Origin of the sequence: Tardiphaga sp. 285_C5_N1_2 (genome assembly GCF_052076065.1) — a bacterium.
GTDB classification, from domain to species: Bacteria; Pseudomonadota; Alphaproteobacteria; order Rhizobiales; family Xanthobacteraceae; genus Tardiphaga; species Tardiphaga robiniae.
In genome coordinates this window covers 730,570-752,877 of record NZ_CP197241.1, presented here as the reverse complement: position 1 = coordinate 752,877, position 22,308 = coordinate 730,570, and the positions used below count along the sequence as shown (strand labels likewise).

22 protein-coding genes are annotated in these 22,308 nt (G+C 60.7%); 6 read left to right on the top strand and 16 right to left on the bottom strand.

Features of this window, described 5'->3' with window-relative positions; genetic code table 11:
• Positions 1-2: 2 nt before the first annotated feature.
• From AB7951_RS03515 to AB7951_RS03495, 5 genes are all read right to left on the bottom strand, one after another.
• Positions 3-1,034 (bottom strand): branched-chain amino acid ABC transporter permease, encoded by a 1,032-nt coding sequence (locus tag AB7951_RS03515; RefSeq protein WP_120287019.1) that lies wholly within the window; start codon positions 1,032-1,034, stop codon positions 3-5.
• Between the two features lie 71 nt (positions 1,035-1,105).
• Entirely contained in the window at positions 1,106-2,326 is a 1,221-nt protein-coding gene (locus AB7951_RS03510; protein ID WP_120287020.1) for a substrate-binding protein, read from the bottom strand.
• Between the two features lie 4 nt (positions 2,327-2,330).
• Complete coding sequence (locus tag AB7951_RS03505; protein WP_120287021.1) at positions 2,331-3,188, bottom strand: branched-chain amino acid ABC transporter permease; 858 nt, start codon at positions 3,186-3,188, stop codon at positions 2,331-2,333.
• Positions 3,189-3,223: 35 nt separating this feature from the next.
• The gene (locus AB7951_RS03500) at positions 3,224-4,738 is read right to left on the bottom strand and encodes an amidase (RefSeq protein WP_120287022.1); all 1,515 of its coding nucleotides are present in this window, start codon (positions 4,736-4,738) and stop codon (positions 3,224-3,226) included.
• Between the two features lie 166 nt (positions 4,739-4,904).
• Positions 4,905-6,086, bottom strand: coding sequence for a substrate-binding domain-containing protein (locus AB7951_RS03495; protein ID WP_120287023.1), 1,182 nt, complete (start codon positions 6,084-6,086; stop codon positions 4,905-4,907).
• A gap of 173 nt (positions 6,087-6,259) precedes the next feature.
• Between AB7951_RS03495 and AB7951_RS03490 the strand changes: the two genes are divergently transcribed.
• Positions 6,260-6,697, top strand: a complete 438-nt coding sequence (locus tag AB7951_RS03490) for a MarR family transcriptional regulator (RefSeq protein ID WP_199488789.1) — start codon at positions 6,260-6,262, stop codon at positions 6,695-6,697.
• Between the two features lie 25 nt (positions 6,698-6,722).
• Here the strand turns inward: AB7951_RS03490 and AB7951_RS03485 are convergent, their stop codons facing one another.
• From AB7951_RS03485 to xoxF5, 9 genes are all read right to left on the bottom strand, one after another.
• Positions 6,723-7,109, bottom strand: coding sequence for a RidA family protein (locus tag AB7951_RS03485; protein ID WP_115033557.1), 387 nt, complete (start codon positions 7,107-7,109; stop codon positions 6,723-6,725).
• An 18-nt stretch (positions 7,110-7,127) separates the two neighbouring features.
• On the bottom strand, positions 7,128-9,488 hold the full coding sequence (locus AB7951_RS03480) for an acetamidase/formamidase family protein (RefSeq protein ID WP_115033558.1): 2,361 nt from the start codon (positions 9,486-9,488) through the stop codon (positions 7,128-7,130).
• 128 nt (positions 9,489-9,616) lie between these two features.
• Entirely contained in the window at positions 9,617-10,858 is a 1,242-nt protein-coding gene (locus AB7951_RS03475; RefSeq protein ID WP_120287024.1) for an acetamidase/formamidase family protein, read from the bottom strand.
• Positions 10,859-10,904: 46 nt separating this feature from the next.
• Positions 10,905-12,515: an amino acid ABC transporter permease/ATP-binding protein gene (locus AB7951_RS03470; protein ID WP_120287025.1), complete on the bottom strand. Its 1,611-nt coding sequence runs from the start codon at positions 12,513-12,515 to the stop codon at positions 10,905-10,907.
• Between the two features lie 49 nt (positions 12,516-12,564).
• Positions 12,565-13,431, bottom strand: coding sequence for an ABC transporter substrate-binding protein (locus AB7951_RS03465; RefSeq protein ID WP_244527955.1), 867 nt, complete (start codon positions 13,429-13,431; stop codon positions 12,565-12,567).
• Positions 13,432-13,873: 442 nt separating this feature from the next.
• Positions 13,874-14,437: an S-(hydroxymethyl)glutathione synthase gene (gene gfa, locus AB7951_RS03460; RefSeq protein WP_093757021.1), complete on the bottom strand. Its 564-nt coding sequence runs from the start codon at positions 14,435-14,437 to the stop codon at positions 13,874-13,876.
• A gap of 76 nt (positions 14,438-14,513) precedes the next feature.
• Positions 14,514-15,623 carry an S-(hydroxymethyl)glutathione dehydrogenase/class III alcohol dehydrogenase gene (locus AB7951_RS03455; RefSeq protein ID WP_068734594.1) on the bottom strand — a complete coding sequence of 370 codons (1,110 nt, stop codon included), beginning with the start codon at positions 15,621-15,623 and terminating at the stop codon, positions 14,514-14,516.
• A 97-nt stretch (positions 15,624-15,720) separates the two neighbouring features.
• Positions 15,721-16,212 (bottom strand): c-type cytochrome, methanol metabolism-related, encoded by a 492-nt coding sequence (locus tag AB7951_RS03450; RefSeq protein WP_231081034.1) that lies wholly within the window; start codon positions 16,210-16,212, stop codon positions 15,721-15,723.
• A 107-nt stretch (positions 16,213-16,319) separates the two neighbouring features.
• Positions 16,320-18,125, bottom strand: a complete 1,806-nt coding sequence (xoxF5, locus tag AB7951_RS03445) for a lanthanide-dependent methanol dehydrogenase XoxF5 (protein WP_093757023.1) — start codon at positions 18,123-18,125, stop codon at positions 16,320-16,322.
• Between the two features lie 447 nt (positions 18,126-18,572).
• Between xoxF5 and AB7951_RS03440 the strand changes: the two genes are divergently transcribed.
• Positions 18,573-19,550 carry a helix-turn-helix domain-containing protein gene (locus AB7951_RS03440; protein ID WP_175366350.1) on the top strand — a complete coding sequence of 326 codons (978 nt, stop codon included), beginning with the start codon at positions 18,573-18,575 and terminating at the stop codon, positions 19,548-19,550.
• 118 nt (positions 19,551-19,668) lie between these two features.
• The gene (pqqA, locus tag AB7951_RS03435) at positions 19,669-19,749 is read left to right on the top strand and encodes a pyrroloquinoline quinone precursor peptide PqqA (protein ID WP_081421972.1); all 81 of its coding nucleotides are present in this window, start codon (positions 19,669-19,671) and stop codon (positions 19,747-19,749) included.
• Between the two features lie 87 nt (positions 19,750-19,836).
• On the opposite strand, the gene AB7951_RS03430 is transcribed toward pqqA, so the two are convergent.
• Complete coding sequence (locus AB7951_RS03430) at positions 19,837-20,145, bottom strand: EthD family reductase (RefSeq protein ID WP_120287988.1); 309 nt, start codon at positions 20,143-20,145, stop codon at positions 19,837-19,839.
• Between the two features lie 176 nt (positions 20,146-20,321).
• Here AB7951_RS03430 and AB7951_RS03425 point away from each other — a divergent pair, with 176 nt between their 5' ends.
• Both AB7951_RS03425 and AB7951_RS03420 read left to right on the top strand, forming a co-directional pair.
• Positions 20,322-21,194, top strand: a complete 873-nt coding sequence (locus AB7951_RS03425) for a hypothetical protein (protein ID WP_439059822.1) — start codon at positions 20,322-20,324, stop codon at positions 21,192-21,194.
• A gap of 79 nt (positions 21,195-21,273) precedes the next feature.
• Positions 21,274-21,483 carry a hypothetical protein gene (locus AB7951_RS03420; protein WP_068734580.1) on the top strand — a complete coding sequence of 70 codons (210 nt, stop codon included), beginning with the start codon at positions 21,274-21,276 and terminating at the stop codon, positions 21,481-21,483.
• Positions 21,484-21,486: 3 nt separating this feature from the next.
• On the opposite strand, the gene AB7951_RS03415 is transcribed toward AB7951_RS03420, so the two are convergent.
• Positions 21,487-21,843, bottom strand: a complete 357-nt coding sequence (locus tag AB7951_RS03415) for a hypothetical protein (RefSeq protein ID WP_120287027.1) — start codon at positions 21,841-21,843, stop codon at positions 21,487-21,489.
• Between the two features lie 103 nt (positions 21,844-21,946).
• Here AB7951_RS03415 and AB7951_RS03410 point away from each other — a divergent pair, with 103 nt between their 5' ends.
• The gene (locus tag AB7951_RS03410; RefSeq protein ID WP_120287028.1) at positions 21,947-22,288 is read left to right on the top strand and encodes a hypothetical protein; all 342 of its coding nucleotides are present in this window, start codon (positions 21,947-21,949) and stop codon (positions 22,286-22,288) included.
• Positions 22,289-22,308: the final 20 nt, after the last annotated feature.

Here is a 22,308-nt window from a genome sequence, read left to right as displayed (position 1 = left end):
GACTATCGCTTCCCCGGACGGCCGAAGCTGCCGACGCGCTCGCGCTCTGACAACAACAGGCTGACCAGTCCTGCGGGCCGGAATAGGATGACCAGCAGCAGCAATACGCCAAGAATGATCGGCCAGATGTCCTGATAGCTGTTCGACAGCCAGAAGCTGACAGCCTCAATGACGACCGTGCCGATCACGGCGCCGATCAGTGTGCCGGAGCCGCCGAACAACACATAGAGTACCACCTGGGTGGAAATCACGACGCCCAGCATGTTGGGCCAGACGAAGCCTTCGTGAAACGCATAGAGACTGCCGGCGAGCCCGGCGATAGCTCCGCTCAGGGAGAAGATGATCGCCTTGAGGTGCTGCACTTTGTAGCCGAAGAAGGCGATGCGCTGTTCGTTCTCGCGCAGGCCGGCCAGCGCGAGGCCGAATTGCGAGCGCATCAGGAAACGACAGAGCAGATAGACCACGATCAGGAAGCCGATGGCCACGTAGTAATAGGCAGGTCCCTCTGTGAGCTCATAGCTGCCGATTGTCATCGGCGGGATCGAGGGAATGCCGTTCTGGCCGCCAAGATAGTACCACCCCCGCGCCAGACGATCGCAGGCATAGGAGCCGGTCAGCGTGCCCAAGGCCACGAAGATGACGCTGGCGGGATGGCGGCCAAGCAGCAGGAAGCCGCCAAGCAGCAGCGCAAAGGCAAAGCCGATCAGAAGGCCGGCGGGCAGCACGAGCAGGATGGACGTAATGCCGAGATCGCGCGCCAGCAGCGCCACGCCATACCCGGCCGAGCCGAAAAACACGGCCTGGCCGAAACTCATGATGCCGGCATAGCCCCAGACCAGATCGAACGACAGCGCGAACAGGCAGAGGATCAGCACGCGCGTGGCGTAGACGGTGAGATAGTCCTGCAGCACCAGCGGCAGCAGCAGGCCAATGACCAGCACCGTAATTTCGATCATCGGCAGCACGCGCCATTGGCGCGATGGGCTGATGCCTCGCGTCAGAGATACGGCAGAGAGTGGCGTCGTCTCGGTCATCAGGTCGCCGGCATGAGAGAAAGAGAAGCGGGAGTGATATCGGTCACTCCCGCGAGGTTCGGATTATCGGCTCAGCATTCCTTGGGATCGACGAGACCGGCGCTGCGCGCGACGACCTCATATTTGCCGCCCTTGGCCACCGCCGTATACATCTTCATCTTGCAGTGCCGCTGACCGGGGACCATCTCGGCCGGCCCGCCCGGGCCTTCGGCGATCTTGGCATGGTCGAGCGCCTTGGCAACTGCATCACGATCGACACTGCCGGCTTCCTTGACGGCCGCCTCCCACAGTTTCAGGCCGCGATAGGTGCCGGTCGCGGCGCTGCCAGCCGCGAACAGGAAATTGCCCGGGAACTGTTTTTCGTAGGCCGCCTGGAGCTTGGCACTGAACGGATCTTCCGGCGTCAGCGCCTTGAAGTAATCGAGGCAGCTTGCGAGGCCCTCGATTTCGGCAGGCTGATTGATGCTTAGCGTGTTCTCGTCATAATAGACGCAGGCGAGCCGCCCACCATTCTTGAGGAAACCCGCTTCGGAGAGCTGCTTGAAGAACGGTCCGACACCTGGCGGAATGACGGTGTTGAAGACGACATCGACCTTGTTCGAAATGATGCGGTTCACGGTCGACGAAAAATCGATCTGGTCGAGCGGGTAATACTCCTCGAACACGACCTCGCCGCCATTGGCCTCGATCACCTTGCGGGCATAGACGTTCAGCGTATGCGGCCAGACATAATTGGCACTGGGCAGCGCAAACTTCTTGCCGCCATTCTTGATCAGCCAGGGAATGAATTCATCGCATTGCTGCGCCGGCGTCGGCCCGGTGCAGAACAGATAGGGCGTGCATTCCTTGCCCTCATAGAGCTGCGGATAGATGTAGAGCGTCTTGCCGCGGGAGACGATGACATCCTTGATGGCGTTGCGCATCGACGAGGTGATGCCGCCGATGACCAGATCGACCTTTTCGCGCTGGATCAGCTTCCGCACATTGCCGACCGCGACGGATTCATTGGACGCAGTGTCCTCGATATACAGTTCCAGCGGCCGGCCAAGCAGACCGCCGGCATCGTTGATGTCCTTGATCACCATCCTGGCCACATTGGCGTCGGCATTGCCGGCATAGCCCATCGGCCCGGTCAGATCGGTACCGACACCGACCTTGATCGGTCCGGCAGCCGCATTGGCCCAGCCTGCAGGGATGACCCAGCTGCCGACACCGGTGGCGATAGCCGTACCGAACAGCGCCGCATTGCCGAGAAAGCGGCGACGGCTGAGAGTGTTGGCGTCTTGAGACATTGGACTAAACCCCTTTTCCTGCAACGAGGCCCTGCGGCCGGAATTTGATGAAGATGATGGCGAGTACGAATACGGCGACATCGGCGATAACGGGCGAGATGACCCAGGGCAGCGCCGCACTCAGCGTGCCGATCAGGCCTGCGCCAGCCACCGGTCCGGCAAAGGAGCCGATGCCGCCGACCATGACGGCGACGAAGCCCTGAATCAGAAAGCGAATGCCGAGATCGGCGAACAGCGTGAACACCGGCACGATCAGCGCGCCGGCCAGACCTGCGAGCGCGGCGCCGAACGCGAAGGTTGCGCCATAGATTGCGTTGGTCGAAATGCCGGAGGCTCGCGCCAGCGCCGGGTTCTCCAGCGAAGCGCGGATGCGCAGGCCGAACGCGGTGCGCGCCAGAAGCAGATAGCTCCCTGCCATCACCAGTGCGGTGATCACGATGATCACCAGACGCCAGGTTGAGAAATGCATGCCGCCGATGGCCACCGAGCCGCCGACCGGCTCCGGCACCGAGAGATACAGTCCGCCGATCAGGCCGCGCACGATCTCGCGAATGATCAGTCCGAGCGCATAGGTACCGAGCATGGCGACGATCGGCGCGGCATAGAAGCGCCGGACGATCAGCCGCTCCAGCACGAAGCCCAGTGCGCCGACGACAAATGGTGCCGCGAGCATACCGAGCCACACCGGCAAACCCGCGGTGTGAACGATGTAGGTGACGTAGGCCCCAAGCAGGACGAATTCGCCCTGCGCGAAATTGAAAATGCCCATCATGCTGGCGATGATCCCCAGCCCCAGCACGACCAGCACGACGATCGCCCCGAAACTGGCGATCTCGAAGACCGCCATGATCAGATTATCCATGCGTGATCACCGATCCTCGCTTCTGCATGGATGCCTCACATCGTCTTCCAATCGGCGGACTGCTCGAAGGCATGAGCCGCGCGATAGATGGTCATCTCGTCGAAATGCTTGCCGACCAGCATCAGCCCGACCGGCAGGCCATCGACCATGCCGCAGGGGATAGACATCGCCGGATGATGCGAAATGTCGAAGGGCGAGGTGTTGGAGATCATTTCGAAGGCGCGGCCGACGACTTCTTCACGCGGCGCGCCGGGCGCCGGCAGCGGCGTTGCCTTCATCGGTGTGGTCGGCATCAGCAACAGATCATAGCTCGCCAGCGCCTTGTCATAGGCAGCCGTGACGCGACGCGAGATATTCAGCGCCTTGCCGTAGAAGCGCGGTCCGAAATTATTGTTGATATAGGTGCCGAACAGCAGCAGCAGTTTGGTGGTTTCGGACAGCGAGTCCGCCTGCCCGCGCCAACCACGATGGGCATCCATCAGCGAGGTCGAATAGAGATCCGACCGACTGAGGCCATAGCCGTCGCCCACCATCATGGTCTGGGTCATGCCTTCGGTGCCGATCGGCGTCCACACCGCCGCCGCGGTGAGGTGCATCGGGATAGAGATCGTCTCCACTGTCGCGCCGAGATCGGCGAAGCGCTTGGCGGCTTCGCGAACGCTGCGGTTGACCGCGTCCTCGGCGCCGAGCTGCTCGAAACCTTCCTTGACGATGGCGATCTTCATACCCTTGACGCCGGTGCCGAGCGCCTTGGTGTATTCCGGCACTTCCGGCGACTTGATCCGCGGATCATAACCGTCGTCGCCGGCAAGCACTTCCAGCAACAGCGCATTGTCGGCGACGTTGGATGTCATCGGGCCAGTGTGATCGACGAAAATCTCGATCGGCATGATGCCTGTATAAGGCACCAGACCCCAGGTCGGCTTCATGCCATAGGTGCCGGAGAAGGACGACGGCATGCGGATGGAGCCGCCCTGATCGCCGCCGATTGCCATGTCGACTTCGCCAAGCGCGACAACGACCGCACTGCCGGACGACGAACCGCCGGCGGAATAGCCCATCTTGTGCGGGTTATGCACGTTGCCCGTCGAATTGGTGTGGCTGCCGCCGGACATGCAGAAGGATTCGCAATGCACCTTGCCCATGATCTCGGCGCCCGCGTCCAGCATGCGCGTGACGATGGTGGCGTCGAAATCCGGCACATAGCCTTCCAGCGTGGAGGAGCCGTTCATCATCGGCACACCGGCCAGCATGATGTTGTCCTTCAGCGCGACGGTCTTGCCCTTGAGCTTGCCGCTGGGCGCCCCCTTCACCACCGACTTGCGATACCAGGCGTTGCGCGTGTTCTCTTCCGGTGCGGGCCGATAGCCAGGTGTACGCGGATATTTCACTTCGGGTACTTCGTCGGGCATCGCCGCCACGACGTTGTAGGCATCGACGGATCCCTGCATCAGCGCGCGGAACGAGGTGACGTCCTCATCGGACAGCGCGAGGCCGCACTGATCGGCGACGGCGAGGAGTTGATCGGGAGTGGGAAGTGAAACGGCCACGATGATTTCTCCTGATATCCACGATGCAACCGGCGCGGCATTTCTTCGGGATGCCCATGCCGTCAAGGCGACGACGGTGTCGCCTTTCGCGCATCATTAGAAAGAGAAATATTTTCCTTTTCAAGTATTATTTTCGGGGGGCGTCCTGATCAGGTCTGCGACTGACCTAGAATGTCCGGATGAGCCTGAAATCCAGACCGTCTGCTTCGGCAAGATAGATCGGCATTTTCGCCCGCCCGCCGCGTATGCTGATCTCACCGCGGGCGCCGTGATAGGCCACGCTGGACGCCGCGTTTAGCATCGGCCGGACGTCGAATGAGCCCGCCTTGGTCGCCACGGATTCGAGAAACCGAAGCCCCTCGTAATTCGACTGCGCGACCGATCCCGGCACAGGCGCACAGCGTCCGAACGATGCTTCATATTGCGCACGGAATGCATCATTCGCCGCCGACGCACGGTCGACGAAATAGCCCGATGCACAATAGAGCCCCTCGGAGCTATCTGCGCCCATGCCGAGCAGCAGCGTTTCATCCATGGCCCCCGCCAGTCGGAGAACCTTCGACGAGAGACCATGTTCGGCGAAGGCGCGGTTAAACACGATGCTGTCGGTGCCGATCAGCGAGATGACCACGACGTCCGGCTTTGCCGCCCGGATACGGGCGATCTGGGCATCGTGATTCTGCTCGCCAAGCGCAACGAATTCCTCACCGACCACGCGCCCTCCGGCGACGGCGATGTATGTCTTGGTGGCCTTGTGGGCCAGCCACGGCCAAACGTAATCGCTGCCGATCAGATACCAGCGCTTCGCCTTCTTTTCATTCGCCAGCCATTCGACGGCCGGGCGCGACTGATCGCGCGGCGTCTCGCCGATCGCCATCACGCCGGGCGTGCGTTCTCCGCCTTCATAGACAGGCGTATAGATATAGGGCACGCGCCCGGCGATCACCTTGCGCAACGCGACGCGGACCGCGCTGATATGCGAGCCCATGATGACATCGGCATCACCGGCCGCGATCATGTCGGCTGCCGTGCGGACAACGCCATCGATATCGCCGCCGGCATCATGAAACACCGGCTCGATCTCGCGCCCGAGAATGCCGCCGCGCCGATTGATCTCCGAAGCCGCGAGCATCATGCTATTGGTGCCCGCCAGGCCCCAGATCCCGGCCGGGCCGGACAGGCCGATAAAATTGACGACGCGCAGCTTTTCGCGATTGCGACGCCGCGGAAACAGATCGGGACGTGCAATCGCATCACGACCTCCCCCGCTGTCCTGAAAGCCCTTCAGCAACCATGGCGCCGGCATCGGCAGCGCACCGGTCGTTGCAATCTGCAGTGACGAGAGCATGTCGCTCTCCTTTCGACGTTGTCAGCGGCGGTGCGGCGTCAATTTATCGGCAGTAAAATCGTGCGAAAGAAAATATCGTAGAGGAAAATATTGAATATTCAACGATTCCCGTGCATATGGATCAGGCAAAGTCGCTTAATATTCATCACCCCTTCCAGCAAAGTTTCCCAACCGTGGCCAGAACGCCGAGCACGCCCATCACCGAACACCTCGCTTATCTGCTGGCGCAGGCGAACCGGGAGATTAATCGCCAGCTCGATGCGCGCTTCAAGAAGGAAGGCGTGCCGGTCGAACAGTGGCGCATTCTGAAAGTGCTGTCCGACGGCAAGGGCTACTCCATGGGCGACCTCGCCGATGCGGTTCTGCTGAATCATCCAACCCTGACCAAGATGGTCGATCGGATGGTGTCTGATGCACTGGTCTACCGGGTGCAGGACCCCGACGACCGCCGCAAGGTGGTGATGTTCATTTCCGACCGCGGCAAGACACTGACCCAGCGGCTGAACTCGCTGGCGCTGAGCCAGGAAGCCCATATCGCCGAAAACTACGGCAACAAGGCAACGGCCGACCTGAAGCGCTTGCTGGAAAGCCTGATCGAAAAGGCGAACTAGGTTTTCCATCTCTTCGCACCGACGCTTATGTGGGCCGTCGACAAACCAGGTCGATTTCGATCAGAGCGTCATAAGCGAGGCCCGTGACGCCGACACAGGTCCGCGCCGGCAAACGATCCCGCGGAAAATAGCTGCGATAGGTCTCGTTCATCGCCACGTAGTCGCGCTTGAACTCGGTGAGATAGATCCGCGTCATGGTGATGTGCTCGAAGCCGAGCTCAAGCCCCGCGAGCACCACGCGCAGATTTTCCATCACCGCTTTGGTCTGAGCCACGATGCCATCGGGTAGCACGCCCGGCATTGCCGGCGTGTCCGGCATCTGCCCGGTGACGAACACGAAGCCGTCGGTCTCCACAGCATGGCTGAACGGCGCGACCGGCTTCGGCCCGCCGGAGATCATGTGAAATTGCAAAAGCGCGTCTCCTGGACCTTATGATTTTGACGTGTGGTCGAACACCCGCTTGCTCAGAATGGCATGGACGCCCCAATTGCCATCGACGACCTGCGTCACGCCAAAGTCGACCGCGACCGACATCAACGCGATCGCCTCATCCTCGGTGAGACCTTTAATGTTCATCAGGAAGCGCCGCATCTTGCGAAAGGCGTCCTTCATCGCGAGATCGAGCGACGAGGTCGCGTAGACCTCGCTCTGCCCCTTGGCGCCGAATTCGGCGAGATAGTTCGGATGGCTGAAGCCCATCAGCACCCAGTCACTCTCGGTCTCGATCAGCGGATAAGTGAGATCGGCGAACGCCTGCCCGGCGAGATTGCCCTTCTTGTGCAAGACCACCTGGAAGGTTCCGGTCATCGAACATTCGATCGCCGTGCCACCGAGTTCGCCGTCGCCCTGCGCGGCATGGGGATCGCCGACGGACAGCAATGCGCCGGGCACCGATACCGGCAGATAGACCGTCGATCCCTTGCCGAGCCGCCAATTGTCGAGATTACCGCCAAAATAGGCTGGCGGCACTGAATCGACGAGATCGGCCTCTCGCGGCGCCACGGCAATGACACCGAAATGTGGACGCAGAGGAATGCGAATGCCGTCGAGCACGTCATGCCGACGCCGCACAGAGGCCGGCGTAATCGGAATGCCCGGATAATCGTAGGTATTGTGCACGGTGCCGAACGGATCGGTCTGCGGCTCCCAGCGATACGAGTAGAGCGCGCGCGCATATGGCACGTCGTCGTGATCGAGAATTTCGTAGATCGTCACCGCCTCACGCGCATTCTGCTCGGCAAGAAATTCCTTGTAGTGATAGCCCCACCATGCCGCGACGCTGCTGCCAAAAACCTGACCGTCGAAATCCGGATTTCGACTGGCGCGCGGCACGATGTCGAGGATGCGGATTTCCAGCACATCGCCGGGCTGCGCGTCCCTGATCGCCACCGGCCCGGTGCAGATGTGGACGCCAAAGCCCTCACCGGCACCACGGCCATAGATCGAGGCGTCCATCGGACCGGCCCCGCGGCGATCGACATTCTTCTGATCGCACGTCCAGCAGAACACGCTCTCAGCGCCGATATCGCCCTTGATCATCCGCTCGGGATCGTCGGATGCGTGCTGCGTCAGTGTTTCGATGGTGATCGTGTCGCCGGAATTGATCTCGATCTGCGGCGGCAACGAGCGGCTGAAATAGCCCCAGTGCACGCGAGATGCATCGGCGGCAAGATGATGGTGCCGGAGATTCTTCGAAGCATCCGCGATGCCGTGCGTGATCGTCTCGGCCGGCTCCGGCTGCGCAATCTTCCCCGTGGTCGACGGCGCGTGCTGGCTGCGCAACTGCGCCAGCGCTTCCTGCGGCCATCCGCGTTGTCCCGCCGCCGTGGCCGACGCCGTCAAGCGCTCGGCTTCATTCTGGCGGAATTCGCGCGGCGACAGGCCGAAGCGGTGACGGAACGTGCGGCTGAAATGCGCGGAGTCATTGAAGCCGGCACGAAAGGCAATCTCGGAAATCGAGTGATGCGCCTCGGACGGATTCGACAGATCGGCCCAGGTGCGCTGCAGCCGGCGTTCGCGCAGGTAATGCGTAAAGCTGCTGCCGGTGCCTTCGAATAGTTTCTGCAGATAACGTTCGGAGATGCCCTCGGCCTGCGCCACCTTGGCCGGCGTCAGATCCGCATCGTCGAGGCGTCGCTCGATGGTTTGGCACAGCCGATGCAAGGTCGCCGCCTTGGTCGCCGTGCCGCTGTTGAGATCGGCCGTCGGCTCGGCCAGTTGACGTGTAAAGGTCGGCAACAGATCGGCAAGACTTTGTGCGATCGCCAACCATTCGGCATCGGACAATGTTTCGAGGTTGCGGGCCACCTGTTCCATCATACGCGCAAACACATCGCCGAAGCCGCCGGGGCCTACGATCTGGACATCGGCGATGGCGGGTGCACTGGCGCGGCGACTGTGCAGCGGATCGGACGTCACCGAGAGCACCACCGCGCGCATGTCGCGCTGGAACGATACGCTCCAATCGCCCTTGCGGGGTAACAGCAGCAGATGTCCAGCGGCGACGATCTGATGTCCGGCGGCCGTCTTCAGCGCGACGCCATCCTCAAGCGGCAGCAGCACCAGGGGATGGTCGCTGGCCAGATCCGACAGGGGCGAGATCGCCTGCGCGCCAGCAGACAATTTGGCCAGTGCAATACCTTCGAAGGTGCGACGAAGCGCGGTGGCGTGGCCGTGATGCGTGGTCGTTGCAGCCGTCGGCTGCAGGCCAATCGAACCCAGGACGTCGCGCCATGCTTCGGGGCGGTCGTCTTCAGAGTAGGATTCACTGGTGAACGGACGGAGGCTCATGCATCGACCTTCATAGCCGAAGCGAAGCAACCTCCGTGCCATCCCGAAGGACGCAGCGCCCTGCCCTGCAACTTCCCCGATCACCGCGCCATCATCCTCGTAGCCGAATTCAGTGCAATTTCATCCGCTTAGTCGCAGCGGAAGACGTTCTTGCGGATTGTGCCATGGACACCCCAATTGGCATCGACCACTTGCGTCACCCCGAAATCCGCACCGACCGACATCAGCGAGATCGCCTCGTCTTCGCTCATCTTGTGCACCGTCATCAGGAAACGCCTGAGCTTGCGGAACGCATCGCGCATGGCCCGATCGAGGCTGGAATGATTAGCGACGTCGAGCTGCGCATTGGCGCCGAGTTCGGCGAGATAGTTCGGGAAGGTGAAGCCGTAGACCGACCAGGCATCGGCGGTTTCCAGCATCGGATGCGTCAGGCCTTCGAGGGGCGTGCCGCCGAGGTCACGATGCTTGTGCAGGATGAACTCGAAATCGCCGGTCAGCGAGGTCTCGATGGCCGTGCCGCCGAGCTCGCTGTCGCCCTGCGCGGCATGGGGATCGCCGACCGAGAAGAACGCGCCGGGCACCGCCACAGGATAGAACATCTTGGCGCCCTTGCCGACGCGCCAGTCATCGATATTGCCGCCTGTGTAACTCGGCGGGATCGACGACACGAAATCCTCCTCGGATGGCGCGAGGCCCATGGTGCCGAAATGCAGCCGTGCCGGCACCTTGACGTTGGGCAGGATGTTTTCGCGTTTCCTGATGGTCGCGTGATCGACGCGCACGCCGGGATAATCGATGGTTGGATGCAGGATGCCATCGGGGTCGGTCTGCGGCGTCCAGACATAATTATAGACCGCATTGGCAAACGGCTCGCCCGATGTATCGAGTTCGAAGATCGTCACGACCTCGCGCGGCTTCGGTTCCTCGATCAGGTCGTGATAGTGGAAGCCCCAATTGGCCGCAACGTTGGAGCCGAAACACTTGCCGGCATAACAGGCCTTGCAGGCCGGTCGCGGGCGCACGTCGAGAATACGCACTTCCAGCACATCGCCCGGCTCCGCGCCTTCGATCGCCACCGGCCCGGTGAGCAGATGCACGCCGACGCCTTCGCCTGAGCCGCGGATGAACGGACCTTCCGTCGGGCCGGAGCCGCGGCGGACGACGGCCTTGTGCTCGCGGGTCCATTTGAACACGCTTTCGGCGCCGGGATCGCCTTCGATCATGCGCTCGTAATCGTCATTGGCATGATGCGTCAGCGTTTCGATGGTGGCACGGTCGCCCGACTTCAGCGTCAGCGCGGGTGCCACGATCTTGCTGAAATAGCCCCAGTGGACGGTCTTCGGCGACACCGGAAGAAGATGATGTTTCATGCTGAGGCCCTCGGTAGCAAATGGACGAACTTCACAGGCGCGACGATCACGAGACTTCCGCCTCCACCGCATTGAGGAAACGCTGCGCGACGGGATTGCGCGGATTGGTCAGGACTTCACTGGCCGGGCCTTCCTCGATGATCGCGCCTCCGGCGAGCAGCACCACACGGTCGGCCACTTCGCTGGCAAAGCGCAGCTGATGCGTCGAGATGATCATGGTCAGACCGTCCTCGACGGCGAGCCTGCGGATCACTTCGAGGACCTCGTTGACCAGTTCGGGATCGAGCGCCGAGGTCGGCTCGTCCAGCAACAGCACGCTTGGATTGGGCGCGATGGCCCGGGCAATGGCGACGCGCTGCTGTTGGCCGCCAGACAGATGCCGCGGTAGCGCATTGGCGCGGTGGCTGAGGCCGACGCGCGCCAGGAGTTCATCGGCACGGCGCTCGGCATCGGCGCGCGCGAGGCCGTGCACCCAACGCAGCGGACCGGCGATGTTCTCCTTGGCCGTGAGGTGGCCGAACAGGTTGAACTGCTGGAACACCATACCAACGCCGACCTCGGCGCGGGCATTCGCCAGCAGCCGCGGCGACAGCGCCTTACCGTGCTCGTTGAAGCCGAGCTGGCGGCCAGCGACCTTGATGGCGCCGCCGTTCCACAGTTCGAGATTGTTGATACAGCGGAGCAGCGTGCTCTTGCCGGAGCCGCTTGGTCCGAGCAGCGCGATGACTTCACCGATCCGCACCGTGATGTCGACACCGTCGAGCACCACGTTCCTGTCGTAGCTCTTGCGGAGATCGGAGACTTCGACGGCGACATTGTTGCGCGCCAGCATCTCCGCGCGTTTGGTGCGATCGGCGCGTTCCGGCCGCATCCGCGGCGGCGGCAGTTCGGCGACACCGCCGTCGGGCAGGATTTCCGGCGACATGTCGGCCTGCGGCGCCAGCGCATCGTCGCTGCCAGGCGCGCGGTACCACGGCAGGAAGCGCATGAATGTAGTTTGCTTCGCCGTGCGATCGAGGTCGAACTTCCATTCCAGAAGCAGTTGGATGCCGGCGATGGCCGCTGTGAGCAGCAGATAGATCAGACCGGACGCGAAGAAGATCGAAAAGAAATCGAAGGTCGAGGACGCTAGCTGGGTCGAGCGCAGCGTCAGCTCCTGCACGGCGATGACGGAGGCCAGCGACGAATTCTTCAGCGCGCTGACCGCTTCGTTGCCGAAAGCGGGGATCATCGAACGGATCGCCTGCGGCGCGATGATCCGGCGCATCAGGACGCCCGGGGTCATGCCGAGTGCCTGACCGGCCACCACCTGGCCGCGATCGACACCCAGTACGCCGGAGCGCAGCATCTCGGCGATGAATGGCGCTTCGTTGCAGGCCAGTGCCAGGCCGGCAGCGAGAATGGCGGGAAGCTTGATGCCGATCTGCGGCAGGGCGTTATAGGCAAACACCATCTGCAGGATCAGCGGCGTGCCGCGAAAGATCACGGCATAGACCCGGGCGAAGGATGCCAGCGGCTTGAACCTGCTGAGCTGCATCCACGCCAGGATCACACCGAGGATCAGCCCGCCGCACAGACCGAGGGCGGTGACCTGCAAAGTCGCCTGGATACCCTCGATCATATACGGCATGCTGAGATAGTGGAGGAACAGCTCCATGGCGGCAGAAAGCCCTTACTTGAGAGTGATCCTTGCTTGCGGGCTGGCGTTACTTCACCGTCAGCAGGCCGGGCTCCATCAGGTTTTCCGGATCGAGTTTCCACTTCTTCAGCAGCGCGAGCTGATCACCGGACTTGTAGATCTCGGTGAGTGCGGCCTTCACCGCATCGCGGAACTTGGGCTTGTCCTTCGGCACGGCGATGCCGACCTGATAGGGGATCGTCACCGCGACCGCCTTCTCGAGCTTGTCCGGATAGGCTTTCACCGCGTTGTCGACGGTGTTGACGTCGTTGATATAGGTATCAGCGCGGCCGGCAAGGATCGCCTGGATGCAGTTGGCATTGTTGTCATAGAGCTGGATGGTCGGCTCCGCCTTGCCTTCCTTCTTGCATTCCGGCCCCAGCGCCTGGATCAACGGCACTTCGACATAGCCTGTGTTTTCCGCCGCAGCCGTGCCGCACAGCGAGGTGTTGATACCGGTGATCTTCTTGGGATTACCCTTGGCGACGAGCACGCCGTCGAACACCTTGGAATAGGTGATGAAATCGGCCGCCTTGGCGCGCTCCTCGGTGGCATAGATGTCGGATATCACGATGTCGGCCTGGCCCGATGCCAGTGTGGTCAGCAAGGCCGCGAAGGTCACAGCCTTGTAGGTCAGCTTGAAGCCAAGGCATTCGCCGATCTGCTCACCGAGATCGATGTCGAAACCGATATATTTGTTGGGATCCTTGGGATCGATCGATTCATAGCCCGGTGTATGCGGATTGATGGCGTTAACGAGCGTCTTGCCTTTCCAGTCCGGATATTTCGCCTGCAACTCGGCGCAAGCCGCCGGCACGGCCGCCTGCGCCGACATCGGAACAAAGGTACCAACCGCCAATAGCGCGCCCACTGCCGCCGCGCGCCATCCAATCATCGCGCCCGTTTCAGGCCAAAGCCTACGGATGTCAGCAAAATGCAACTTGACCATTCGATCGCTCCTTCGACGTTGTCATGGCCTGAACCATGTTCCTAACCTCGAAGAAGCCTACGGGCGCATGTCCGCAGAAAGCTTGTCCCGGGACGTACAATAATTTGGATCGTCCGCTCCCATGATTTGGGCAGAGCTGCCACATTAATGGGCGGCGAGTGCCGCATGTCGGCTGCCCGCCAGAAGCGGTCGTCGAGCCATCGACTCCGCCGTGCAGTCAAATGCTGTGAGTATTGTCGCGACAAAGCAGCGGGCCGATCGCAGCGAGGCCGAAGCGCGATTATTCGGGTGACCCACAAAGTCGAAGCCCCTTGCCGGGGCAAATCTACCAATAGCAACGCCGGTGGCGACATGTCGCCACCGGCGGATGCTCATATGCTGTGTTGACTCAGGCCGCTTTGGCCGTTGCCACGTGATTGGCGAGGACATCCATCAGCGCAGGCGAAAGGCAATCATAAGGCTCGAGTCCCAGTTCCTTGAGGCGCGACCGTATTGCGGTCATGTCGCTCGGCTTCACGCCGGATTCAATCACCGACGAGACGAAGGCGGCGAAGCCCGGTGCGGCCGAGCCGGATTCTTCGAATAATTCAGGATGAATGAAGTCGAGGCCATAGAACGCATGTCCTTTGTTCTCGATGCGGCCGAACATGTGGGTGCCGCATCCGGTGCAGGCATGACGCTGGATGGTTGCGGCCTGATCGACGATGCGCAGCTTGTCGCCGTTTTGCAGTACGGTGACGTTTTCGCGCGGAACCACTGCGACGACAGAGAACGTCGCGCCGCTCGGCTTCCAGCATTTGGTGCAGCCGCAGGCGTGATTATGAGCGACGTCGCCTTTGACGCCAACCTTGACCGGCTTGTCGCTGCATTTGCAGACCAGCGTTCCGCCGGCAAAATGGCCTGAACCTTGTTTGACACCGCCGTCAACGGACGGGTGGATATGAACAGTCATCAGTCTATCCTCCTGGTATGATGCGTCACTTGTGTGAAGCATTGTTGTATTGGCACTCTGGTGTTGCAGCCTGCATTCAGAACACGACCACCGATCGGATCGATTTTCCTTCGTGCATCAGATCGAATCCCCTGTTGATCTCTTCCAGCTTGAGCACATGCGTAATCATCGGATCGATCTCGATCTTTCCGTTCATGTACCAGTCGACGATCTTGGGAACGTCGGTACGACCGCGCGCGCCGCCGAAGGCTGTGCCTTTCCAGACGCGACCTGTGACGAGCTGGAATGGCCGGGTCGCAATCTCTTTTCCGGACTCCGCAACGCCAATGACAACGGAGACACCCCAGCCGCGATGGCAGGCTTCAAGCGCCTGGCGCATGACCGTGGTATTGCCGGTGCAGTCGAAGGTGTAATCGGCACCGCCATCGGTCAGCCCCACCAGATGCTGAACAATGTCGCCATCAACCTTCTTCGGATTGACGAAATGGGTCATGCCGAAGCGGCGGCCCCATTCTTCCTTGTCGTCATTGATGTCGACGCCGACGATCTTGTCGGCTCCGACCATCCGTGCGCCCTGAATGACGTTGAGGCCGATGCCGCCGAGGCCGAACACGACAACATTGGAGCCCGGCGTGACCTTCGCCGTATTGACCACGGCGCCGACACCGGTGGTGACGCCGCAGCCGATATAGCAGCTCTTGTCGAACGGGGCGTCGTCGCGGATCTTCGCCACCGCGATCTCCGGCAGCACCGTGAAGTTCGAAAAGGTCGAGCAGCCCATGTAGTGGTAGATCGGCTTGCCCTGATAGCTGAAGCGCGAGGTCCCGTCCGGCATCACGCCCTTGCCCTGGGTGGCGCGGATCGCGGTGCAGAGATTGGTCTTCTGGCTCAGGCAGCTTTTGCATTGCCGGCATTCCGGCGTGTAAAGCGGAATGACATGATCGCCGGGCTTGACCGAGGTGACGCCGGGACCGACCTCACGCACGATACCTGCGCCCTCATGGCCGAGGATGGAAGGAAAGATGCCTTCGCTGTCGAAACCATCGAGCGTATAGGCATCGGTGTGGCAAATGCCGGTCGCTTTGATCTCGACCAGAACTTCGCCTGCCTTCGGCCCTTCGAGATCGACGTCGACGATCTCAAGCGGCTTCTTTGCTTCGAAGGCGACTGCGGCGCGGGTCTTCATTCTCAACTCCCTCGGTCGTTTGATCTTGCGTCATCCGGTCCTGTGCCGTCCGAGCCCGCGTTATCCGGGATTGCAGGTCAGCGGTTTGCGATCCGCATTAGTGCGGTTTCCCCATGCAGGCGCTCTCGGCCTCGGTATAGGCTGCGGGCTTTTCCTCGCGCTTGCCCGGGCGGACGCGGCCGACTGCATCATTGGCGCGCGCACGCAGATAGACGTAGAGATCGTCCATGTAGCAGGCGACATTGGTGTTATCGCCAAAGGCCGGCATGACGCTTTCCTGCGACGTGCTGACATTCTTGCGGCCGCTGGCGACAACGCCGAGGAAGTCGCCATAGCTCATCGTTTTCAGCGAGTCCTTCAGTGCCGGTGCGTAGGTCGATCCCATCCCATCGGGGCCATGACAAACGTGGCATTCCGAGTGATAGCGCCGGTAACCCGAATATGTGTACCAGTCGATGGTGCCATCGGCGGAAACGTTGAAGGTCGGATTGCCCTCCTTGTCCAAATACTTGCCGTCTTCGGATTTAACGGCTTTCGGATCGCCGGCATTCTCGGCGAAGCTCGTATTCCCGGAGGCCACGACAACAATCGTGGCAATGACAGACCAGATGTGACGCAATAGCTTGTCCTCGACATGCGATTTCAGAAAAGACCGGCGCATGGACGAAGCCATGCGCCGGTGACTGATGCGTCAGTTCACTGTGGGAGTGCAAAGACCGTCAGCGCGCCGCCGAGTGCGGTATAGTTGGTCAGGGCTGCGTAACCACCGACGGCACCGAGACCGGCAGTCGGATCCGTCAGACCCGCTGCGAGACCGATGCCGGCCCAGCCGCCGACGCCTGACAGGACGGCGATATACTGCCGGCCATTGTTTTCGTAGGTGGTGACGTTGCCGATGATGCCGGACGGAGTCTTGAACTTGTAGAGTTCCTTACCCGTCTTGGCATCGACCGCCTTCAGGTAGCCTTCCAGCGTCCCGTAGAACACCACGCCACCGGCAGTGGCGAGCGCCCCCGACCAGACCGAGAACTGTTCCTTGTTGGACCAGACGATCTTGCCGGTCTTGTTGTCCCAGGCAATGAAGTTGCCCATATGGGTTTCGCCCGGAGGTGGATACATCGACAGCGTCGCACCCACATAAGGCTGGCCGGCGGTGTAGTTCACCTTGAACGGCTCATAGTCCATGCAGACATGGTTGGTCGGCACATAGAACAGCTGGGTATCCGGCGAATAGGCTCCGGGTTGCTGATCCTTGGTGCCGAGTGCCGCCGGGCAGACGCCCTTGGTGTTGACGTCTTCACCTTGCTTCTCGGTGGAGTACTGATCGACCACTTTCGGACGGCCATAGGTCGGCGACGACTTGTTCATGTCGACACCGGTGGTCCAGTTCACCTTCGGATCGTATTTTTCGGCAACCAGCAATTCACCGGTGACACGGTCCATGGTGTAAGCGAGGCCGTTACGATCGAAATGCGTCAGCAGCTTGCGGTTTTGGCCGTTCATCTGCTGATCGCTGAGGATCATTTCGTTGACGCCGTCATAGTCCCATTCGTCATGCGGAGTCATCTGATAGACCCACTTGGCCATGCCTGTGTCGGCATCGCGCGCGAAGATGGTCATTGACCACTTGTTGTCGCCCGGCCGTTGCTTCGGATTCCAGGTCGAGGGATTGCCCGAGCCGTAATAGACGAGGTTCAGCTCCGGATCGTAGGAGGTCCAGCCCCAGGTGCAGCCGCCGCCGATCTTCCACTGATCGCCTTGCCACGTCTTGATGCTGGAGTCCTTGCCGACGGGCTTGCCGAGTGCGGTGGTCTTCTCCGGATCCACCATGATCTGGTCGTCCGGTCCTTCCGAGAAGGCGCGCCATGCCAGCTTGCCGGTCTTCAGGTCATAGGCGGTCATGTGGCACTGAACGCCGAATTCGCCGCCCGAGATGCCGATCAGGACCTTATCCTTGACCACGAGCGGGGACGACGTGCCCGTTGCACCCTTGCCAGGGTCGCCGTTCTTGACCGTCCAAACTTCCTTGCCGGTCTTGGCGTCGAGTGCGACCAGCGTGGTATCGGCCTGGTGCAGGAAGATCTTGCCGTCCGCATAGGCGACGCCGCGATTGACGGTGTCGCAGCACATCACCGGAATGACGTTCGGATCCTGCTTCGGTTCATACTTCCAGACGATCTTGTTGTCCTGCGACAGGTCCATTGCGTAGACCTTGTTCGGGAACGGCGTATGCACATACATCATGTTGCCGATGATCAGCGGACCGCCTTCGTGGCCGCGCAGCACACCGGTAGAGAAGGTCCAAGCCACCTGCAGCTTGCCGACATTAGCCGCCGTGATCTGGTTCAGCTTCGAATAGCGCGTATTGGCGTAGTCGCCCGCTGGCATGACCCAGTCTTTCGGGTTCTGCGCCATCTTTGTCAGTTCATCATTGGCGATGGCAACGCCTGCGGCAGAGGCCGCCATTGTGCCAAGACAGGTCGCAAGCAGCACCTTTCGCATCGTGATGTCCTCCCAGACATAATGCCGGGTCTCGTCAAGCGGCCCAGCTTCATTTTGGTTTCTATGAGTAGCAAGATCCGCTGCTGCATACTTGCCCAAGAGCGAAGCAGGCTTGCTCGACAGAGAACCCGCGCAAGATAATTTTCTCGTACATTGACGAAAAACCTGAACGGTATCTGGAAAGCCCACGCCTTTCGCACTGCACACGGATCGCCGCACTGCGACCTAAGGGTGATGTTTCACTTGACGGGGCTGGTATCGAGTCAGAGGATCGACAAGGAGAAGTGAGTTACTCTGACCACAATTCACGAGCTGCGGGCTGTGCCGTTACATATTGTTTCGCACATTTTTCCATATGTGCTTCGTTCGATATGTGCTTCGTTCTGTAAGTATAGTTCCGTCTCGTGACGAATTGTTACGTGATGACCTTTCATCGGTGAATTGTTCATGTCCGATACGCTTAGTTCTCTCAGCACATCCGGATTGACGCCGACAAGGCAGATCCAGGTTTGGTCGGATGCCCTGACCGATCTGTGCGGGCGATTTGACATCGATCCGCTGGAAGCATCCACATTCGATGCACTGATCAGCTGCACATCGGTTTCGCGGTTGAAATTGTGTCACATCGAGGCGAGCCAGCATCGAATCGGCCACGCAGCCCCGCGAATTCGGCAAAGCGATCATCCCTACGTGAAGATCGTGTTCCAAACTTATGGCGTTTCGCATTTCGAACAGGACAGTCGCCGGATCGATATCGGGCCCGGCGATTGCCTCGTCTATGATGTGTCGTGCCCGCATACCATCGTCAGCCCGGCCTTTACACGCCATGACGTCGTGATCGTGCCCAAGGAGTTGCTGCATGAGCGCGGCCTCGGTGCGGGAAATCTGGCCGCCTGCAAACTGTCGGCGCGCGCCGGCACCGGGCGCATCGCACACGAATTCGTACAGGCCGCTTTCCACGAAGCGACCAGACTATCGCCAAACAGTGCCATCGGTGTTGCCGATTCACTGATTGATCTGTTGCTGTTGCCGCTGCGGGAAGTCGACATGACGCTTGATCGTGTCGGGCCGGAAGCCATGTATGTCCGTGCGCAGGGTTTCATTCGGGAACATTTGCGCGACCCCGAGCTCAGCATCGATCAGATTTCGACCGCATTGCATTGCACCAAACGTTATCTGCATATGCTGTTCAGCGACCGCGGGATAACTGTCAGCGACTATATCTGGCAGGCGCGGCTGCAGAATTGCCGGCAGGAACTGGAAGCGCAGAACGGAAAGACGATCACGGACGTCGCATTTTCCTGGGGCTTCTCAAGTTCCTCGCACTTCAGTCGCGTGTTCCGGAAGTATTTTGGCGTGGCTCCATCCGCGATACACAAGGCGCATCACGGCCATCAGCGGCCTGCTCTCACCGAAGAAGTGTAGTTACACTTCGGTTGCCTGCACATTTTGCGCCGCAACCTGAGGAGTTAAGTTGAAAGAGGCCGCCTCACTGCTTATCGTGCGGCGGCGCAATCATCGCGCAAACTCTGAGGAGACCAAAATGAGCTGGAAGACTCCGAAGATCGTGGAAGTGCAGGTCGGCATGGAAATTAACATGTACGCCTGCGCGGCCCGTAAGTGACAGATTGATCGTCTTGATCGATCTCTCCCGGCTCGCAGACTACGGTTTGTGAGCCGGGCAGAGGCCGCTGAACCCGCGTTGCGGCTATCAGGCGTCCTTCGTGTCGAAGATCAGAAGATCTACGCCGCCATCCGCAAAATTCGCGAGATCGCCTGCTGCGGCCTGCCCTTCCGGCGAGGCGAGGCCAAGCTTGAGCGCCGCAACCGTTTCGAAATCCAGCGCGGCGACCAGATGAATATCGCTGTCACCCGTCGGCGTTGTGACGTCCCCTGTGCTGACGCCATAGTGTCTCAGCCCCGGAATCTTCTTTGCCAGCGGGATATGTACGGATTGATAGTATTTGTCGAAGGCTGCGGGCTTCTTCGGTGTTTTGTAGAGGACCAGGAGTCTCGCCATGGACATATCCTTCCCTGACTATTGGCACTAACGGCGCGCCGCATGCGTATAGCATGCCGATCCTGGTGCGATGTTCAAGTCAATCGCAGAGACGTCTTCGCGGCTGAGCCAATTTCGGCTAGGCTCGCGCGGTGCGTTATCTCTATATATACGTCTCTCTTCGATGACAGGATTGGATGCAGGTGCAGCGCGGCGTCAGAACAGTCTACGCGGCGATTCTTGCATTCAGCACGCTGGCCGTGGCGAGCGCTCAGGCCGGTGACATCGATACCGAGCATATTTTCGGCTTCATGATCGGCAGTGATGTCGGCCGGGTGGGCGAGCGGGAATTCCAGAGCGAGACGACCGGGCGATTCGGCAAATCCGGCGGTCGCTATCGCGCGGGCGAGCAGGAATTCGAACTGGAGTTCGTTCCCGCCAAGGACATTCGCATCGAGATCGGCAGCAGTTTCTCGGCCCATCGGATCACTGGCGTTCCCGGATTCGCCGATCAGCGCACGCTTGCCTGGCAGGGGGCATCGCTGGACTTTCGCTACAGATTTCTCGATCGCGAGACGGCCCCCATCGGCATGACGCTCGCGATCGACACGCAGTTCAACGGGATCGACGAAACGAGCGCAGCGCGGGTCAGGAGCTACGGCACTGGGCTCACGCTGGCCTTCGATCGAGAGATCGTCCCTGACGTTGCTGTTGCGGCACTCAATCTGATCTATCAGCCGGAATGGACGCGCTATGTCGATACCGGAACGCGGGAACGCGAGGCGAGCATCGGAGCGGCGCTCGGCGTCATGATGCAGGTGCGCCCCGGCATCCTTCTCGGCGGCGAGGCGCGCTATATGCGCCGATATGAAGGGATCGGCCTTGGCGAACTGGCTGGTCAGGCGCTGTTCGTCGGGCCAACCGCCTATGTCCAGCTTTCGGACCGATCACGACTGACTGCCAGCTGGAGCACGCAAGTGTGGGGCCGCTCCGAAGTGCCCGGATCGACGCTGGATCTGGTCAATTTCGAGCGTCACCAGGCCCGTCTGGTTTACGGGATCAATTTTTAGCCTGGAAATCGCCGAAACTTCGCGCTGACGGGCGCGTATTTCAGATGTTATCGTCCGGTGAACGATCTGGGATGCCGACATGAATATGATCAATCTGGTCCTGACAGTCTGCGCGGTAATGTCGCCGAACACCTGCGAAGAGCGGAACCTGTCGTTCACGGCAGACTTCTCGCTGCATCAATGCGCCATGGCAGCGCCGCCCTACATCGCCCAGTGGATCGGCGAACACCCGAAATGGACCGCGGTGAAGTGGCGCTGCGAATATCCGCATAGCCATGACAAGGCATGATCGTTACTTGTTGCAGTCCTGCAGGTCCTTGTCCGCAATCGAGAATACCGCATCGGCCTTGATCTCGATATTCCTGACCACGCACTGGCGCGCCTCGGAATAGCTGACCTTGGCGTCGTAATTGCCGGGCTCTATCCCCGTGATGCGCAGCCGCTCGTCGTGATCGACTTCCTTATCCTTGTCCGCCAGTGTCAGATTGGCGCTCCATTGCTGCTTTCCGGCCGGGGATAGCTGGAACCCGGTAATGGTCGATGTCGTCAGGTTCCAGAGCCGGATGCCCTTGCCGGCTTTGCCCTGGGCATGAGCATGGCCTGCGATGAGCAGCAGTATGACAGCCATCGATAGAGATGCGCGTGACATGTCCCCTCCATATCTGTTCGGCTTATTGAGCCGTTTCGTTTTCTTAGTATAGTTTGCCAGTCGTCTTCGCCAGCTTTGCGAGGCTCTCGTGGGACCCGATCGAATGACAGGATATTTGGTCACGTTTGCGGCCGTTGCCGTTTTGTCGGGGTCGGCAAGGGCGGCGGAGGTCAATGACTATCCGACCTCCGCGCGCGCCGAATATGTCTTCGGCTGCATGAAAGCGAATGGCGAGACCCGGCAGTCGATCGAGCAATGCTCGTGCTCGATCGATGTCGTGGCGTCGCTGGTGCCTTATACCCGCTATATCACGGCGGAAACGGCGCTGAGCATGTCGCAGGTGCGCGGCAATCTGAGCGCCCAGTTCCGGACCTCGGAGCAGGCTAACAGCGCCATCAACGACGTCAGGCGCGCCCAGGCCGAGGCTGAAGTGCGCTGCTTCTAGCGCTATCCGCATGATGCGCT

Excerpts from the sequence above, each read along its gene's own strand:
- AB7951_RS03515 (WP_120287019.1), bottom strand. The coding sequence starts at position 1,034 with ATGACCGAGACGACGCCACTCTCTGCCGTATCTCTGACGCGAGGCATC.
- AB7951_RS03510 (WP_120287020.1), bottom strand. The coding sequence starts at position 2,326 with ATGTCTCAAGACGCCAACACTCTCAGCCGTCGCCGCTTTCTCGGCAAT.
- AB7951_RS03505 (WP_120287021.1), bottom strand. The coding sequence starts at position 3,188 with ATGGATAATCTGATCATGGCGGTCTTCGAGATCGCCAGTTTCGGGGCG.
- AB7951_RS03495 (WP_120287023.1), bottom strand. The coding sequence starts at position 6,086 with ATGCTCTCGTCACTGCAGATTGCAACGACCGGTGCGCTGCCGATGCCG.
- AB7951_RS03480 (WP_115033558.1), bottom strand. The coding sequence starts at position 9,488 with ATGAGCCTCCGTCCGTTCACCAGTGAATCCTACTCTGAAGACGACCGC.
- AB7951_RS03475 (WP_120287024.1), bottom strand. The coding sequence starts at position 10,858 with ATGAAACATCATCTTCTTCCGGTGTCGCCGAAGACCGTCCACTGGGGC.
- AB7951_RS03470 (WP_120287025.1), bottom strand. The coding sequence starts at position 12,515 with ATGGAGCTGTTCCTCCACTATCTCAGCATGCCGTATATGATCGAGGGT.
- AB7951_RS03465 (WP_244527955.1), bottom strand. The coding sequence starts at position 13,431 with ATGATTGGATGGCGCGCGGCGGCAGTGGGCGCGCTATTGGCGGTTGGT.
- gfa (WP_093757021.1), bottom strand. The coding sequence starts at position 14,437 with ATGACTGTTCATATCCACCCGTCCGTTGACGGCGGTGTCAAACAAGGT.
- AB7951_RS03455 (WP_068734594.1), bottom strand. The coding sequence starts at position 15,623 with ATGAAGACCCGCGCCGCAGTCGCCTTCGAAGCAAAGAAGCCGCTTGAG.
- xoxF5 (WP_093757023.1), bottom strand. The coding sequence starts at position 18,125 with ATGCGAAAGGTGCTGCTTGCGACCTGTCTTGGCACAATGGCGGCCTCT.
- AB7951_RS03440 (WP_175366350.1), top strand. The coding sequence starts at position 18,573 with ATGTCCGATACGCTTAGTTCTCTCAGCACATCCGGATTGACGCCGACA.
- pqqA (WP_081421972.1), top strand. The coding sequence starts at position 19,669 with ATGAGCTGGAAGACTCCGAAGATCGTGGAAGTGCAGGTCGGCATGGAA.
- AB7951_RS03430 (WP_120287988.1), bottom strand. The coding sequence starts at position 20,145 with ATGGCGAGACTCCTGGTCCTCTACAAAACACCGAAGAAGCCCGCAGCC.
- AB7951_RS03425 (WP_439059822.1), top strand. The coding sequence starts at position 20,322 with ATGCAGGTGCAGCGCGGCGTCAGAACAGTCTACGCGGCGATTCTTGCA.
- AB7951_RS03420 (WP_068734580.1), top strand. The coding sequence starts at position 21,274 with ATGAATATGATCAATCTGGTCCTGACAGTCTGCGCGGTAATGTCGCCG.
- AB7951_RS03415 (WP_120287027.1), bottom strand. The coding sequence starts at position 21,843 with ATGTCACGCGCATCTCTATCGATGGCTGTCATACTGCTGCTCATCGCA.
- AB7951_RS03410 (WP_120287028.1), top strand. The coding sequence starts at position 21,947 with ATGACAGGATATTTGGTCACGTTTGCGGCCGTTGCCGTTTTGTCGGGG.